General features: G+C 76.0%; 16 protein-coding genes. 7 read left to right on the top strand and 9 right to left on the bottom strand.

All coding sequences use genetic code 11. The features are described from left to right. The first annotated feature begins 18 nt into the window (after positions 1-18). Both pflA and LPA42_RS26580 read left to right on the top strand, forming a co-directional pair. A complete protein-coding gene (gene pflA / locus LPA42_RS26575; RefSeq protein ID WP_198956704.1) occupies positions 19-792 on the top strand; it encodes a pyruvate formate-lyase-activating protein in 774 nt (257 codons plus the stop codon). Between the two features lie 62 nt (positions 793-854). Next, positions 855-1,160, top strand: coding sequence for a hypothetical protein (locus LPA42_RS26580; protein ID WP_082106624.1), 306 nt, complete (start codon positions 855-857; stop codon positions 1,158-1,160). A gap of 352 nt (positions 1,161-1,512) precedes the next feature. On the opposite strand, the gene LPA42_RS26585 is transcribed toward LPA42_RS26580, so the two are convergent. Together LPA42_RS26585 and LPA42_RS26590 are read right to left on the bottom strand one after the other, a co-directional pair. Then, positions 1,513-1,989, bottom strand: coding sequence for a cyclic nucleotide-binding domain-containing protein (locus LPA42_RS26585; protein ID WP_043968061.1), 477 nt, complete (start codon positions 1,987-1,989; stop codon positions 1,513-1,515). Positions 1,990-2,046: 57 nt separating this feature from the next. Next, on the bottom strand, positions 2,047-2,466 hold the full coding sequence (locus LPA42_RS26590; RefSeq protein ID WP_091283338.1) for an Hsp20/alpha crystallin family protein: 420 nt from the start codon (positions 2,464-2,466) through the stop codon (positions 2,047-2,049). 210 nt (positions 2,467-2,676) lie between these two features. Here LPA42_RS26590 and LPA42_RS26595 point away from each other — a divergent pair, with 210 nt between their 5' ends. The 3 genes from LPA42_RS26595 to LPA42_RS26605 all read left to right on the top strand — a co-directional run bounded on the left by LPA42_RS26595 (position 2,677) and on the right by LPA42_RS26605 (position 7,258). Continuing rightward, entirely contained in the window at positions 2,677-5,340 is a 2,664-nt protein-coding gene (locus tag LPA42_RS26595) for a cation-transporting P-type ATPase (RefSeq protein WP_077939439.1), read from the top strand. 49 nt (positions 5,341-5,389) lie between these two features. After that, positions 5,390-6,271: a universal stress protein gene (locus LPA42_RS26600; protein WP_077939438.1), complete on the top strand. Its 882-nt coding sequence runs from the start codon at positions 5,390-5,392 to the stop codon at positions 6,269-6,271. A gap of 102 nt (positions 6,272-6,373) precedes the next feature. After that, positions 6,374-7,258, top strand: coding sequence for a universal stress protein (locus LPA42_RS26605; protein ID WP_077939437.1), 885 nt, complete (start codon positions 6,374-6,376; stop codon positions 7,256-7,258). 39 nt (positions 7,259-7,297) lie between these two features. On the opposite strand, the gene LPA42_RS26610 is transcribed toward LPA42_RS26605, so the two are convergent. The 5 genes from LPA42_RS26610 to LPA42_RS26630 all read right to left on the bottom strand — a co-directional run bounded on the left by LPA42_RS26610 (position 7,298) and on the right by LPA42_RS26630 (position 11,364). Beyond that, positions 7,298-7,921, bottom strand: coding sequence for an FMN reductase (locus tag LPA42_RS26610; protein ID WP_077939436.1), 624 nt, complete (start codon positions 7,919-7,921; stop codon positions 7,298-7,300). Next, the gene (locus LPA42_RS26615) at positions 7,918-9,069 is read right to left on the bottom strand and encodes an LLM class flavin-dependent oxidoreductase (RefSeq protein WP_077939435.1); all 1,152 of its coding nucleotides are present in this window, start codon (positions 9,067-9,069) and stop codon (positions 7,918-7,920) included. The genes LPA42_RS26610 and LPA42_RS26615 overlap by 4 nt, the downstream gene beginning before the upstream one ends. 185 nt (positions 9,070-9,254) lie before the next feature. Then, a complete protein-coding gene (locus LPA42_RS26620; RefSeq protein ID WP_198956703.1) occupies positions 9,255-9,530 on the bottom strand; it encodes a ubiquitin-like small modifier protein 1 in 276 nt (91 codons plus the stop codon). After that, entirely contained in the window at positions 9,531-10,616 is a 1,086-nt protein-coding gene (locus LPA42_RS26625; RefSeq protein ID WP_077939433.1) for a glycosyl hydrolase, read from the bottom strand. A gap of 124 nt (positions 10,617-10,740) precedes the next feature. Continuing rightward, positions 10,741-11,364: a DNA-3-methyladenine glycosylase gene (locus LPA42_RS26630; RefSeq protein WP_077939432.1), complete on the bottom strand. Its 624-nt coding sequence runs from the start codon at positions 11,362-11,364 to the stop codon at positions 10,741-10,743. Between the two features lie 211 nt (positions 11,365-11,575). Between LPA42_RS26630 and LPA42_RS26635 the strand changes: the two genes are divergently transcribed. Beyond that, positions 11,576-12,034 carry a DNA-binding protein gene (locus LPA42_RS26635; RefSeq protein ID WP_077939431.1) on the top strand — a complete coding sequence of 153 codons (459 nt, stop codon included), beginning with the start codon at positions 11,576-11,578 and terminating at the stop codon, positions 12,032-12,034. Continuing rightward, positions 12,034-12,390 carry an MmcQ/YjbR family DNA-binding protein gene (locus LPA42_RS26640; RefSeq protein ID WP_077939430.1) on the top strand — a complete coding sequence of 119 codons (357 nt, stop codon included), beginning with the start codon at positions 12,034-12,036 and terminating at the stop codon, positions 12,388-12,390. Before LPA42_RS26635 ends, LPA42_RS26640 begins: the two co-directional genes overlap by 1 nt. A 19-nt stretch (positions 12,391-12,409) precedes the next feature. On the opposite strand, the gene LPA42_RS26645 is transcribed toward LPA42_RS26640, so the two are convergent. Together LPA42_RS26645 and argH are read right to left on the bottom strand one after the other, a co-directional pair. Then, complete coding sequence (locus LPA42_RS26645) at positions 12,410-12,574, bottom strand: hypothetical protein (protein WP_158229463.1); 165 nt, start codon at positions 12,572-12,574, stop codon at positions 12,410-12,412. Between the two features lie 389 nt (positions 12,575-12,963). Next, on the bottom strand, positions 12,964-14,427 hold the full coding sequence (gene argH / locus LPA42_RS26650; protein ID WP_077936873.1) for an argininosuccinate lyase: 1,464 nt from the start codon (positions 14,425-14,427) through the stop codon (positions 12,964-12,966). Positions 14,428-14,429 lie beyond the last annotated feature (2 nt).

A 14,429-nucleotide genomic window follows, 5' to 3' on the forward strand; every position in this document is an offset into this window, starting at 1 on the left:
CCGGCCGGGGCCGCCCCGCTGCCGGCACGGGCCGGGCGGGGGCCCGCCGGGGACGGGCGGGAACTGACCGGCGCGGTGCACTCGTGGGACCTGTCGATCGGGGTGGACGGCCCCGGGACCCGGTTCGTGGCGTTCCTGGCGGGCTGCCCGCTGCGCTGCCGGTTCTGCCACAGCCCGGACACCTGGTACCGGCGCAGCGGCCGGCACCAGACGGTCGACGAGCTGATGGCCCAGGTGGAGCGGTACCGGCGGTTCATCTCGGTGGCCGGCGGCGGGGTGACGATCAGCGGCGGCGAGCCGCTGATGCAGCCCCGGTTCACCGGCGAGGTGCTGCGCCGCTGCCACGCCCTGGGCCTGCACACCGCCCTGGACACCTCCGGCTTCCTCGGTGCGCGCGCCGACGACGCCCTGCTCGACGCCACCGACCTGGTGCTGCTGGACGTCAAGTCGCGCGACCCGGCGACGTACCGGCGGGTGACCCGCACCGGCGAGATCGCCCCGACCCTGCGCTTCGGCCGCCGGCTGGCGGCCCGGGGCACCCCGATCTGGATCCGGTTCGTGCTGGTGCCCGGCCTCACCGACGCGCCCGACAACGTGGCCGGGGTCGCCGACTTCGCCGCCGAGCTGCCCAGCCTGCAACGGGTGGAGGTGCTGCCGTTCCACCGGCTCGGCGCACACAAGTACGCCGAGCTGGGCCTGACGTTCCCGCTCGCCGACACCGAGCCGCCCACGCCGGAGCTGCTGGACCGGGTACGCGGCCAGTTCGCCGCCCGGGGCCTGACCGTCAATTGAGCACCCGGCAGTCCCGGGACGTCGGCCCGCCGGGTCGCGGGATCATGACAGGATCGGGTGCCATGAGGGAATCACGGACGTCTCATCGGGTCCTGGGCCGGCTGGCCCCGGCGCGCGCAACGGGCGCGGCGGCCACCGGCGCCCAGGCGACGGGGGCGCGGGCGGTGGGCGCGCTCTCCGCGGGGGCGATGGCCGTCGGGGCGCTGGCGGTGGGGGCGAGCGCCCTGGCCGTCGTCGCGATCGGGCGGCTGGCGATCCGCCGGGCGGTGATCCGGGAGCTGCGCATCGGTCGGCTGGAGGTCGACGAGCTGATCGTGCACCGCCGCGTCGACGGCGACGCCGTCCGGGGCTCCACCGAAGCCGGGTGACGTCCGGTCGCGGGGATGGTCGGCCGTGGCCAAGGTCCGGCAACCGGGCGAGGCCGTGGGACAGGGCCGTCGATGCTGCGAGACGGCACATAGGGAGCACGGCACATAGGGAGCTGAGTCAGCTACGTCATCACCCACCCCTCCGCCCAGCCCAGCCCCGCCCCGCCCCGGCTCACGGTGATCAAGAGGTCCGCGTCGTCGCCGAGGTCAACCCGGCGGGCGCGCGGGCGCGCGTGAGGCGTGAGTGCATGATGTCGTTTTCGACTCAGCTCCCTATGCGCCGGCAGGAGCCGCCCCCACCGGACGGCGCGCCCAGGGGCCGACCGGGCCAGAACCCGGCCCGAGGTCCGGGTCAGCCCGTCGGGGGCAGCGCCATCGGGTAGCCGTAGAGGTCGAGCAGGCGGATGCGGGCCGACTGGAGCCGGTCCACCACCACGCTCATGAACCGGGTGGTGAGCTGCCGGCCGAACGCGTCGTCGTACTCCATCATCCGGCGCACCCCGGCGGCGGTGAACTCCACGGCCGGGGTGCGGCGCACGGCGACCGCGCCGAACTGCCACCGGTACGGCGGGAACAGCCAGGACCAGCCGAGCACCCCGCCCGGGCCGATCGTGTCGATGCCCACGTCGCCGCGCCCGGGAACCGGGAAGTCCAGGGCCACCTCACCGCCCCGGACCAGCCAGAACCGCTCGGCGGGCTGACCGGCCCGGAACAGCCGGTGCCCGGGGTGCCAGACGACGGGTCGGGCGTACCCGGTGAGCCGGGGCAGCCACTCCTCGGGCACGCCGGTCAGGAACGGGTGTTCGCGGAGCATGTCGAGCGGGGTCATCGGCGGGTCTCCTCGTCGTGGGAGGGGCCCGGCGCGCGGCCGGGCCCCGTGGTCACCTCAGTGGGCGCCGCCGTGCTCGACGGTGATCGGGATCTCCCGGGCGGTCGGCTCCGTCTCGCCGACCGTGGCGGTGATCTCCAGGATCCCGTCGGCGTACGCGGCCCTGAGGGTCTCCTGCTTCAGCCCCGCGGGCAGCGGGACCAGCCGGGAGAAGGAGCCGTAGTGGAACTCGGTGCGGACCTTGTCGGCGTGGCTCTCCCGGCGCACCACGTCCAGCCGCAGGTTCTCCCCGGTCAGGGTGATCCGCACGTCCTTGGCCGGGTCGACGCCCGGCAGTTCGGCGCGCACCACGTACCGGTCGCCGTCGAGGTAGTCCTCGACCCTGATGGTCGGGGCCAGCATCGGCAGCCAGGACAGGTTGGTCCAGTCGAACGGCGCGAGCGTGCCGCCGCCCCTGAACTTCGTGACGGTGGACATCTTCGACCTCCTTGTCGATCGTCCTGCCTCCCATCCGACTCCTGTGCGGCCTGCGGCGTCAGGGCCGTTGGTCCCGGGCCACGCGGGAGAAACGCCTCTGCCGCCGCGCCGGCCTGCGGCGCGACGGTGGAGGGGGACGGCGTGCCCGGTGACGCGCCGCGCGGACAGGGAGGTCAGTGGTGGCAGTACCCGTCGGACGGGAGCGGACCGATGCTCGCTGACACCCGACCCCGCACGGCCACGCCGGACGGCCCCGCCGAGCCGACGGGCCTGGGGGCCGCCGAGGCCGCCGCGCGGCTGGCCGACGAGGGCCCCAACAGCGTCGCCCGGCCGCAGCGCCGGCACCTGGCGACCCGCGTCCTGCGTCAGCTCGCCGACCCGCTGGTGGCGCTCCTGCTGGCCGCGGCCGTGGTCACCGGCGTGCTCGGCGACTGGCCGGACACCGCCGTCATCGCCCTGGTGGTGCTGGTGAACACCGCGATCGGGGTGGTGCAGGAGGTCCGCGCGGACCGCGCGATCGCCGCGCTGGACCAGCTCGCCGCCCCGACCGCCCGGGTCGTCCGCGACGGCGCGGACCTGATCGTGCCGGCCTCCGCCGTGGTCCGTGGCGATCTGGTACGCGTCGAGGCCGGCGACGTCGTCCCGGCCGACCTGCGGCTGGAGCGGGCCAACCGGCTGCACCTGGACGAGTCGGCGCTGACCGGCGAGTCGGTGCCGGTGAGCCGGGACGTCGGCGAGGAGGTCGCCGCCGGCACGGTGGTGACCGTGGGCCGGGGCACCGGCACGGTGGTCCGCACCGGCCCCGCGAGCGCCCTGGGCCGGATCAGCACGCTGGTGTCGGCCACCCGCCCCGGGGCCACCCCGATGCAGCGCCGGCTCGCCGGCCTGGGCCGGCTGCTGGGGCTGGTCGCGGTGGGGCTGTCGGCGCTGGTCTTCGGCATCGGCGTGCTCGGCGGCCGGCCCGTGGTGGACATGGCGATCACGGCGGTGAGCCTGGTCGTCGCGGCGGTGCCGGAGTCGCTGCCGGCCGTGGTGACCCTGGCCCTGGCGCTGGGGGCGCGACGGATGGCCACGGCGCGGGCGATTCCCCGGCAGCTGCACGCGGTGGAGACGCTGGGCTCGGTGACCGTCATCGCGTCCGACAAGACGGGCACGCTCACCGAGGGCCGGATGGCGGTGCAGCGGGCGGTGACCGCCGACGGCTCCGGCTACGAGGTGACCGGCTCCGGCTACGAGCCGCGCGGGACGGTGCGCCGCGAGGGCGGGGCGGTGGGCGTACCCGACGAGCTGCGCCGCCTGGCGCGGGCCGGGCTGCTCTGCAACGACGCCGCGCTGGCCCCGCCCACGCAGGAGCGGCCGGGGTGGGCGGCGGTCGGTGACCCGCTGGAGGCGGCGCTGGTGGCCTTCGCCGCCCGGTGCGGGCTGGACCCGGCGCTGACCCGGGCGGCGTGGCCCCGGGTCGCCGAGCACCCGTTCGACCAGGCGAACCGGCGGATGACGACGGTGCACCGGTCCTGCGACGGCCGCTGGCTGGTGGTGTGCAAGGGCGCGCCGGAGAACGTGCTCGCCGCGCCCCTGCTCGACGCGGACGACGCGGAGATCGCGGCGCTGACCGCGCGGGCGCACGACCTGGCGGGGGCGGGGCTGCGGGTGCTCGCGGTCGCCGCGGCGCTGGTGGACACGATCCCCGACCCGGCCACGCCGACCGGGCTGCGCCCGGTGGGGCTGGTCGCGGTCGGCGACCCGCTGCGGGCCGGGGCCGCCGAGATCGCGCGCCGGTTCGACGCCGCCGGCGTACGGCTGCTGCTGGTCACCGGCGACCACCCGGCGACGGCCGCCGCCATCGGCGGGCAGCTCGGGCTGTGGCGCGACGGCGACCCGGTGGTGCGGGGCGACGACGGCGACGTGACCGACGCGCACCCGGCGGCCCGGGTGTACGCGCGCACCCAGCCGGAGCAGAAGCTCGACATCATCGCCGGGTTGCAGGCGCAGGGGCACGTGGTGGCGATGACCGGCGACGGCGTCAACGACGCGCCCGCGCTGCGCCGCGCGGACATCGGGGTGGCGATGGGCGGCGGCACGGAGGTGGCCCGCCAGGCCGCCGACCTGGTGCTGGTCGACGACGACCTGTCCACGGTGGCCGCCGCGATCGGCGAGGGGCGGCGCAGCTACGACAACATCCGCCGGTTCCTGCGCTACGCGCTGTCCGGCGGGGTCGCCGAGATCGCGGTGATGCTGCTCGGCCCGCTGTGCGGGCTGGCCGTGCCGCTGCTGCCGGCGCAGATCCTCTGGGTCAACCTGCTCACCCACGGGGTGCCGGGGGTGGCGCTCGGCGCGGAGCCGGCCGAGCCGGGCACCCTGCGCCGGGCGCCGCGCTCGCCGCAGGAGTCGGTGCTGGGCGCGGGCCTGGGGCGCGACGTGCTGTTCACCGGGGCGCTGATCGCGGCCGTGGTGCTCGGCGCCGGGGTGCTCGCCGCCCGGTGGGACCGGCCCTGGCAGTCGGTCGTCTTCGTGGTCCTCGGGCTGGCCCAGCTCGGGGTGGCGCTGGCGGTGCGGGCCCCTCGGCCGGCGCGGCGCGGCAGCGTCCTCGCGGCCGGGCGGGCGGGCAACCCGGCGCTGCTGGTCGCGGTGGCCGTCTCGGCGCTGCTGCAGGTGGCCGGCGTGCTGGTCGAGCCGCTGCGGGTGCTGCTCGGCACCGACCCGCTCGGCGCGGCGGACCTGCTCGCCTGCGCGGCCGTGGCCGTGCTCCCCGGCGTGGCGCTGCGCCTGCTGCGGCCCCGGGGCGCCTCGGAGGGCCCGCACGACCCGGCGACCGACGGGCCGGGGCACCCGGACCGGGACCAACGGCCCGTCGGCCGGGTCCGGCGGCCCTGACCGGCGCGGCCCGGTCGGGGCAGGCTGGAAGCGGAAGAAGGAGGACGTGATGACCATCAGATCCGGTGCCCCCGTCGTGGTGGGCGTGGACGGTTCCGACTCCGCGCTGAACGCGGTGCGGGTGGCGACCCGGGAGGCCGAGGCGCGGCACCGCCCGCTGCGGGTGGTGCACGCCTTCATCTGGCCGCTGCTCGGCACCCCGCTCGGGCCCGCCCCCGGCGGGCCGCCCGACGCAGGGCTGCGCAACTACGCGGAGCGGATCGTCGCCGACGCCGTCGCCGAGGCGAAGAAGGTCTCCACCGAGGTGGACGTGACCGGCGAACTCGTCGACGGCTCCCCCGTCCCGGTGCTGCTGCGCGAGTCCCGCGACGCGGCCCTGCTGGTGCTGGGCTCGCGGGGCCTGGGCGGCTTCGCCGAGCTGCTGGTCGGCTCGGCGGCGATCGGGGTGTCCGCGCGCGCCGACTGCCCGGTGCTCGTGGTGCGCGGCGAGGCCCGCGCCGACGGGCCCGTGGTGGTGGGCGTCGACGGTTCGGCGCTGTCCGACGAGGCGATCGGGTTCGCCTTCGAGGAGGCGGCGCACCGCGACACCGACCTGGTGGTCGTGCACGCGTGGCTCTTCCCCACCCCGGCCGCCCCCGGCGCGGTGCTGCCCCTGGTGTACGACCTCGATGCACTGGCCGAGGAGGAGGAGCGGGTGCTCGCCGAGTCCGTCGCCGGCTGGTCGCAGCGGTACCCGGAGGTGACGGTGCACCGGCGCCTGGTCCGGGGCACGCCGGCCCGGGTGCTGGTCGAGGCGTCGCGGACCGCGCAGCTCACGGTCGTCGGCGCGCACGGCCGGGGCGCGTGGGGCGGGCTGCTCCTCGGCTCGGTCAGCCACGCCGTGCTGCACCACGCCGACTCCCCGCTGGCGATCGTCCGCCACCACCGCTGAGGTGCAAGGAAGGGCCCCTTCTTAACGCATTCTGTATAGGAAGGGGCCCTTCCTAACGTCTTCGCGCCGACAATGGCCTGTGATCGAGCACCGGGAGAGCTGATGAACCGACCTGTCGTGGTGGGGGTGGACGGATCCCCGTCGAGCCTGGTCGCCGCCGAGCACGCGGCGCAGCAGGCCGCCTGGCGGTCCCGGCCGCTGCTGCTGGTGCACGGCTACCTGCACCCGCTCGGCTACGGCGTGCCGCTCAACCCGTACGACATGGGGTTGCCCGCGCCCACCGAGGAGGCCCGGCGGATGCTGGACCGGACGGCGGAGGAGCTGCGCGGACGCTGGCCCGGCGTCGCCGTCGAGGCGCGCCAGGTGGCCGGCGGTCCCGCCGCGACCCTGGTGGCGGAGTCCCGCCGGGCGGAGCTGGTGGTGGTCGGCAGCCGAGGGCTGGGCGGCTTCGCCGGCCTGCTGCTCGGCTCGGTCGGTGCGCAGGTGGCCGGGCACGGGCACTGCCCGGTGCTCGTGGTGCGGCCCGAGGAGCAGCCGATCCCGGTCGGCGGCCCGGTGGTCGCCGGGGTGGACGGGTCGGAGCCGGGGCGGCTCGCCGCCCTGCTCGCGGCCGACGAGGCGGCCCGCCGGGGCACCGGCCTGGTGCTGGTGCACGTGGCGAGCGCCGACGACGCCCGCCCGGTGCCCGACGCGGTGGCGGAGTCCGGGGCGGCGGCCCGGGCGGAGTCGGCGGACCTGCTCGACGCCACCGCCGCCGAGGTGACGGCCGCCCACCCGGGCCTGACCGTCGAGCGGCGGCCGGTACGGGCGGCCAAGCCCGAGCGCGCCCTGATCGAGTTGAGCGGGGACGCGGCCCTGGTGGTGATCGGCTCGCGCGGGCGCGGCGGCTTCGTCGGCCTCGTGCTCGGCTCGGTCAGCCAGGCGCTCGTACAGCATGCGCACTGTCCGGTGCTGGTCGCCCACCCGCAGCCGGCCGACGCGGCGTGACCTCGACGGCCGCCCCGCCGGCCCCGCGGCCCCGGGCGGTCAGGAGGGGTCGCGGCCGGCGAGCAGCTCGTCGAAGCCGGCGGTGAGCGCGAACGGGTCGGGCGGCGCGGCGGGGGGCCGGCGCGCCACCTGGTCGGCCAGTTCGCCGGCCGCGCGCACGATCCGGGAGCGCAGGGCGCCGTCGGCCGCCGCCTGCGACCAGTCCTCCGTGGCGGCGAAGACCGCGGTGGGCACGACCACCGCCCTGAGGTACGCGAACATCGGCCGGACGGCGTGTTCCAGGGCGAGGGAGTGCCGGGCGGTGCCGCCGGTGGCGGCGATCAGCACGGGCCGGTCCGCCAGCGTCGTGGCGTCGAACAGGTCGAAGAACGACTTGAACAGGCCGCTGTAGGACGCGTTGAAGATCGGCGTGACCGCCACGACGCCGTCGGCCGCGGCGAGCGTGTCCAGCGCGTCGCGCAGGGCCGGTGGCGGGAAGCCGGTGAGCAGGTGGTTGACCACGTCGTGGGCGTGGTCGCGCAGGTCGATCGGGCGCAGCTCGACCTCGACGCCGCGCCGGGCCAGCTCGTCGCGGGTGGCCGCGGCGAGCTGGTCGGCGAGCAGTCGGGTCGACGAGGGCTGGGAGAGCCCGGCGGAGACCACGGCGAGGGTACGGCGGCTCATCGCCCCACCTCCGCGGCGGCACCGACGGCGTCGGCGGGGTCGGCAGCCGGGTCGGCGGCGGCCTCGGCTACGGCGGCGTCCCGGGCGGCCTTCAGCGACGCGTGCGTCGGGGCTTCGGGCACGTGCGCGGGCCGCAGCGCGGCGAACTCCCGGCGCAGCACGGGGACCACCTCCTCGCCGAGGAGGTCGAGCTGCTCCAGCACGGTCTTCAGCGGCAGGCCCGCGTGGTCGATCAGGAAGAGCTGCCGCTGGTAGTCGCCGACGTAGTCGCGGAAGCCGAGGGTACGGTCGATGACCTGCTGCGGGCTGCCGACGGTCAGCGGGGTCTGCGCCATGAAGTCCTCCAGCGCCGGCCCGTGGCCGTAGACCGGTGCGTTGTCGAAGTACGGACGGAACTCGCGCACCGCGTCCTGCGAGTTGCGCCGCATGAACACCTGGCCGCCGAGGCCGACGATCGCCTGGTCCGGCGAGCCGTGCCCGTAGTGGGCGAAGCGCTCCCGGTAGAGGCCGACCATCCGCTGGGTGTGCTCCTTGGGCCAGAAGATGTGGTTGGCGAAGAAGCCGTCGCCGTAGTAGGCGGCCTGCTCGGCGATCTCCGGGCTGCGGATCGAGCCGTGCCAGACGAACGGCGGCACCCCGTCCAGGGGGCGCGGCGTCGAGGTGAACGACTGCAACGGGGTGCGGTACTTGCCCGACCAGTCGACCACGTCCTCGCGCCAGAGCCGCCGCAGCAGGTCGTAGTTCTCGATGGTCAGCGGGATGCCGGCCCGGATGTCCTTGCCGAACCACGGGTAGACCGGGCCGGTGTTGCCCCGGCCGAGCATGAGGTCGACGCGGCCGTCGGCGAGGTGCTGGAGCATCGCGTAGTCCTCGGCGATCTTCACCGGGTCGTTGGTGGTGATCAGGGTGGTGGCGGTGGAGAGCAGCAGCCGCTCGGTGCGGGCCGCGATCCAGCCCAGCATGGTGGTGGGCGACGACGGCACGAACGGCGGGTTGTGGTGCTCGCCGGTGGCGAAGACGTCGAGACCGACCTCCTCGACCTTGCGCGCGATGGTCACCATCGCCTTGATCCGCTCGTGCTCCGACGGCTCCCGCCCGGTGGTCGGGTCGACGGTCACGTCTCCGACGGTGAAGACCCCGAACTGCATGACGACTCCTCGTGTGGCTGCCGGACCGTTCCGGCCCCGGACGCAGCGCACAACATATTTGACGAGTCAACTATTCCGTCGGTCGGGGGCTACGGTCCCGGTGGCCGGACGCGGCGGCGGGCCGGGGCCGGGCCGGGCGGGGCAGTTGGGCGGGGCCGGGCAGGGCGCGCGGGTGAGGGCGCGGGTCAGCCGCCGGCCACCGACGGGAGCACCTGCACCTCGGCGCCCGGCGGAACCGGCGCGTCCAGCCCGCCCAGGTGGCGGCAGTCCTCGCCGTCGACGTAGACGTTGACGTGCCGGCGCACCTCGCCGCGCTCGTCGCGCAGCCGCCGGGCCAGCCGGGGCCACTCCCCCGCCAGCTCGTCGAGGACGTCGCGCAGCGTGCCGGCCGCGGCGACGGTGAGCCGCGCCGCGCCCCCGACCTCGCCGCGCAGCGGCCCCGGCACCAGGACGGTGACCACTCAGACCTCCGCGGCGCGGACGCAGAGCACGTCGGGCAGGTGGGCGGCGACCAGGGCCCAGGAGTCGCCCTCGTCGCGGCTCGCGTAGACCTCGCCGGAGCGGGTGCCGAAGTAGACGCCGGTCGGGTCGGCGTCGTCGGCGCACATCGCGTCGCGCAGCACCGCCGGATAGTAGGGCCCGGCGGGCAGGCCCGCCGAGAGCGCCTCCCACGTCCCGCCCGCGTCGGCCGAGCGGTAGACCCGGCAGCGCTCGTCGACCGGGAAACGCCGGGAGTCGGCGGCGAGGGGGAACGACCAGATCATCCCCGGGCGGGTGGGGTGCGCCACCATCGGGAAGCCGAAGTCGCTGGGCAGGCCGGCGGCGATCGACACCCACGTATGGCCCCCGTCGTCGGAACGGTAGACGCCGTGGTGGTTCTGCGCGTAGAGCCGCTCCGGGTCGCCGGCGTCCCGGGCGACCTTGTGCACGCACTGGCCGAACTCGGGCCACTCGTCGGGCAGGAAGTAGGCCCGGATGCCCGTGTTGCCCGGCGCCCAGCTCGCGCCGGCGTCGGCGGAGTGGTAGACCCCGCCCGTCGACATGGCCACCGCGATCCGGGTCGGGTCGTGCGGGTGCGGCAGGACGGTGTGCACCGCCTGGCCGCCGAAGCCCGCGCCCCACTGCTCCCGGTGGGGGTGCTCCCACAGCGCGCGGACCAGCTCGAAGGTGCGCCCCGCATCGGTGGAGCGGAACAGCGCCGACGGCTCAGTGCCGGCCCAGACCACGTCCGGCTCCGCGGGCCCGGCGGGCGTGAGCTGCCAGACCCGGCCGAGGCTCGCGCCGGTGTCGGCCGGGAACGCGACCGGGGCCTGCTCCGGTTCCTGCCAGGACGCGCCCAGGTCGTCGCTGGTGGCCACGCTCGGCCCGAAGTGCGAACTGGTCATCCCGGCGAGCAGCCGGGGCACCTCGCGCCGGGTGTCGACCGCCACCGCGTACACCCCGGTCATGGGGTGGTGGGGGCCGCTGAGCTGCCAGGTGCGGCGGCCGTCGGTGCTGGTGGCGAGGAAGAGGCCCTTGCCGGTGCCGATCGCGAGCAGGGTCGTCATGGGTGCGTCCTTCGCCGAGCCGGGAGCCGGATGGCGTGATTATCACCACCGGGTCCGACAGAAACCGGGCGACCCACCGGGAGCAGAGGGGCCCAACCGCAGGTCAGCGGCGGGGCGGGATCGGTCAGCGGCGGGTGCGGGGCACGTGCCGGCGGTACTGGCTCACGGTCGGCTCGCCGTCGACCCAGAACCGCCACGGCACGTCGTGCGCGCCGGTCACCCCGACCCGGGGGCCAGCGGCGATCGCCGCGTCGGGCACCGGCTCGGCCGCCGGCCGCAGCCGCACCGGCCCGTCGCCGAGCAGATGGCGCCCGTACGCCGTGCGGTCGATGCCGAGGGCGGCGCAGAGGCGCGCCGGGCCGCGCGCCAGGTCGGCATCCCGGCGTACGGCGATGCGCCGGGACCGCGCCACCTCGACGCCCTCGACCACCTCGCCGGCCCTCAGCAGCACCGCCGAGGCCTCCCCCTCCGGCCCGGTCACCACGTTCACGCACCAGTGCATGCCGTAGGTGAAGTAGACGTAGGCGTGCCCGGCCGGGCCAAACATCACGGCGTTGCGCGGAGTGCGCCCGCGATGCGCGTGCGAGGCGGGATCGCCGGCCGTGCCCGCGTACGCCTCGACCTCGGTGATCCGGACGGTGACCCCGCCAGCCGAGAGCCGGCAGCCGAGCAGCCCGCGCGCGGCCGGCACGACGGGCCCGGCGAGCAGCTCGGCCAGCCCGGCGACACCCACGTCGGGGTACGACATGAGCCCGACCCTACCCAGCCCCGACCCGCCCTGCCGCTCTGGGCGGCGCAGGGCTGGGTAGGGCGGGGCGCGGGCGGGGCGTCGCCATGTCGGCGACATGGGGGCCTCCCCGACCGGGGGACCACCCCGTGTCGCCGACATGGAGTCGATCATCGACGCCATCTGTGAACGAGACGTTGACAACGTGTCGTTTAAGTGGTGGTATCGGGGCATGAGCCTGGAGCAGCAGGAACCGTTCGCCGCGCCCGATCCGGGGCGGGCTCGGGCGCACCGCACCTACGCAGCGCTGACCCGGATCGCCGGGCGGCACGCGGGCGACGACGCGCGCCGCCGCCGCTACGCCCACCCGCACGTGCTGGACCCGTACGAGGCGGTGGCCCTGGTGACCGCACTCGCCGCCGGTGGCGCGGAGCTGGCCGACGGCGAGGAGCCGGTCGACCAGGCCGACCTGGTCGCCGCGCTCACCCTCGTGCCACACCTGCGCGCCGAGGTGGACGCGCTGGAGGCCGGCCTGCTGCGGCTCGCCCGCGACCGGGGGCTGACCTGGCAGGCGATCGGCCACGGGCTGGGGCTCGGCTCGGCGCAGGCCGCCCGGCAGCGCCACGAACGACTCACCGGCCGGGTCGGCGGCGACCCGCACACCGGCACCGACAACGACGGGGAGGCGTGATGGACCGCGCGGAGCTGATGGCGTACTGCCTGGGCAAGCCCGGCGCGTGGCTCGACCAGCCGTGGGACGCCGAGGTCGTGGTGAAGGTCGGGAACAAGATCTTCGCCTTCCTCGGCCCCGAGTCCGACGACCGGGTGGGCCTCAAGTGCGCCCCGACCCGGGAGCTGGCCGACGAGTGGCTGCACCGGTTCCCCGGCGACGCGGTCGCGTCCTCACACGTCGGGCGGTTCGGCTGGAACAGCCTCCGGCTGGCCGGGGCGATCGACGACGACGAGCTGCTCGAGGCGGTGGACACGTCGTACGAGGCGGTGGTGGCGAAGCTGCCGCGCCGCGAGCGCCCGACGACGCCGGCCTGACCCCGGCGTCGGGGCGTGGTCAGCGGGCCGGGTCGCCGTCGGGGCCAGGCCCGGCGTCGCCCCGGGCCCGGGCCCAGCTGAGGAACCGTTCGTGCAGGTCGGGGGCGTGCTCGGGGTGGAGCTGGGCGAGCTGGGCGCGGGCCTCGACCATGAGCTGGGCCAGGTGGCACACTGCCGCGGGCACACTGCTACGGGCACGCCTCCGGGCGAAGCACCCAAGGATGGACCCAAGATCGTGCTCAGTCCCGGAAAGAGTGGCATCGGCGTCGCACCGATCCCACTCTTTCCCTGATCGAGCGCGCTCCCCCGGCAGCCGCACCACATCCAGCCCCGCCCCGCCCGGCCCGCTCCCCCACCACGCGCCGATCTTGCACTTGCGGCCCCACAGAAGGGCGATTCACCCCTTTTACCCGGGCCCAAAGTGCAAGATCGCCGCGGGGTGGGGCAGGCAGCGGGGCGGCGGGGCGAGCCGGCCGGCGGGGCAGGCAGAGGGGCCGCACGGCGCAGGCGGTGGGCAAGACGCCGGAGGCCCCCCGGCGTGCTGCCGGAGGGCCTTCGGCGGGATGCGGGACGTCAGCGGGGTACGACGGTCTCGGCCGCCCACTCCCGCCAGCCCGCCAGCTTGTCGGCTGCGGTGGCGAGCTGGTCGGCGACCGGCCCCGGGCCGGTGGAGCCGGGGGTGATCCGGGCGGCCAGGGCCGACCGCACCGACAGCACGTCCCGCACCGACGGGTCGAGGTGCTCGCTGACCGCCGCCAGGTCGGCGTCGGAGACCTCGTCGAGCGCGCACTCGCGGACGGCGCAGAGCGCCACCAGCTTGCCGGTGATCTCGTGCGCGTCGCGGAACGGCACGTTGCGCCGGACCAGCCAGTCGGCGACCTCGGTGGCCAGGGAGAAGCCGACGGGGGCGGCGGCGACGAGGCGGTCGACGCGTACCGTCATGGTGGAGATCATCCCCGCGAGGGCCGGCAGCAGCAGTTCCAGGGTGTCGACGGCGTCGAAGGCCGGCTCCTTGTCCTCCTGCATGTCCCGGTCGTACGTCATGGGCAGGCCCTTGAGCATGGTGAGCACGGCCATCAGCCCGCCGACGAGCCGGCCGGACTTGCCCCGGGCCAACTCGGCGATGTCGGCGTTCTTCTTCTGCGGCATGATCGACGACCCGGTGGCGAACGCGTCGTCCAGCTCGACCCAGCCGAACTCCTGCGACGTCCAGAGAACCACCTCCTCGCCGAGGCGCGACAGGTGCACCCCGACCAGCGCGGTGACGAAGAGGAACTCGGCGACGAAGTCGCGGTCGGCGACGGCGTCCATCGAGTTGGCGAAGGACGTGCGGAAGCCCAGCTCCTTGGAGACGGCCACCGGGTCCAGCGGCAGGCCGGAGCCGGCGAGCGCGCCCGCGCCGAGCGGGCTGACCGCCGTGCGGTGGTCCCAGTCGCGCAGCCGCTCCAGGTCGCGCAGCAGCGGCTGCACGTGGGCCAGCAGCCAGTGCCCGAAGGTGACCGGCTGGGCGTGCTGGAGGTGGGTCATCCCCGGCGCGGCCGTGTCGACGTGCCGGGCGGCCTGCTCGACCAGGGCCTCGGCCAGCTCGACGAGGCGACCGGCCACGCCCCGGGCGTGGTCGCGCAGGTAGAGCCGCAGGTCGGTGGCGACCTGGTCGTTGCGGGACCGGCCGGCGCGCAGCTTGCCGCCGAGGCTGCCGAGGCGTTCCAGCAGCCCCCGTTCCAGGGCGGTGTGCACGTCCTCGTCGTCGACGGTGGGCCGGAACGCCCCGGAGGCGCAGGCGGCCTCCAGGTCGTCGAGGGCCGCCAGCATCCTGCCCAGTTCCTCGGGGTCGAGCAGGCCCGCGCCCGCGAGGACCCGGGCGTGCGCGCGGGACCCGGCGATGTCGTACGGGGCGAGGCGCCAGTCGAACTGCACGCTGACGGACAGCCGGGCCAGCGCCTCGGAGGGGCCGCCGGCGAAGCGGCCACCCCACAGGCTCGTACGGTTGGTCGCGGCGCTGTTCTCGGTGAGGCTCTTGTCGTCCACGCCGCCCATTG

The organism is Micromonospora sp. DH13 (genome assembly GCF_020873825.1).
Lineage (GTDB): Bacteria > Actinomycetota > Actinomycetes > Mycobacteriales > Micromonosporaceae > Micromonospora > Micromonospora haikouensis.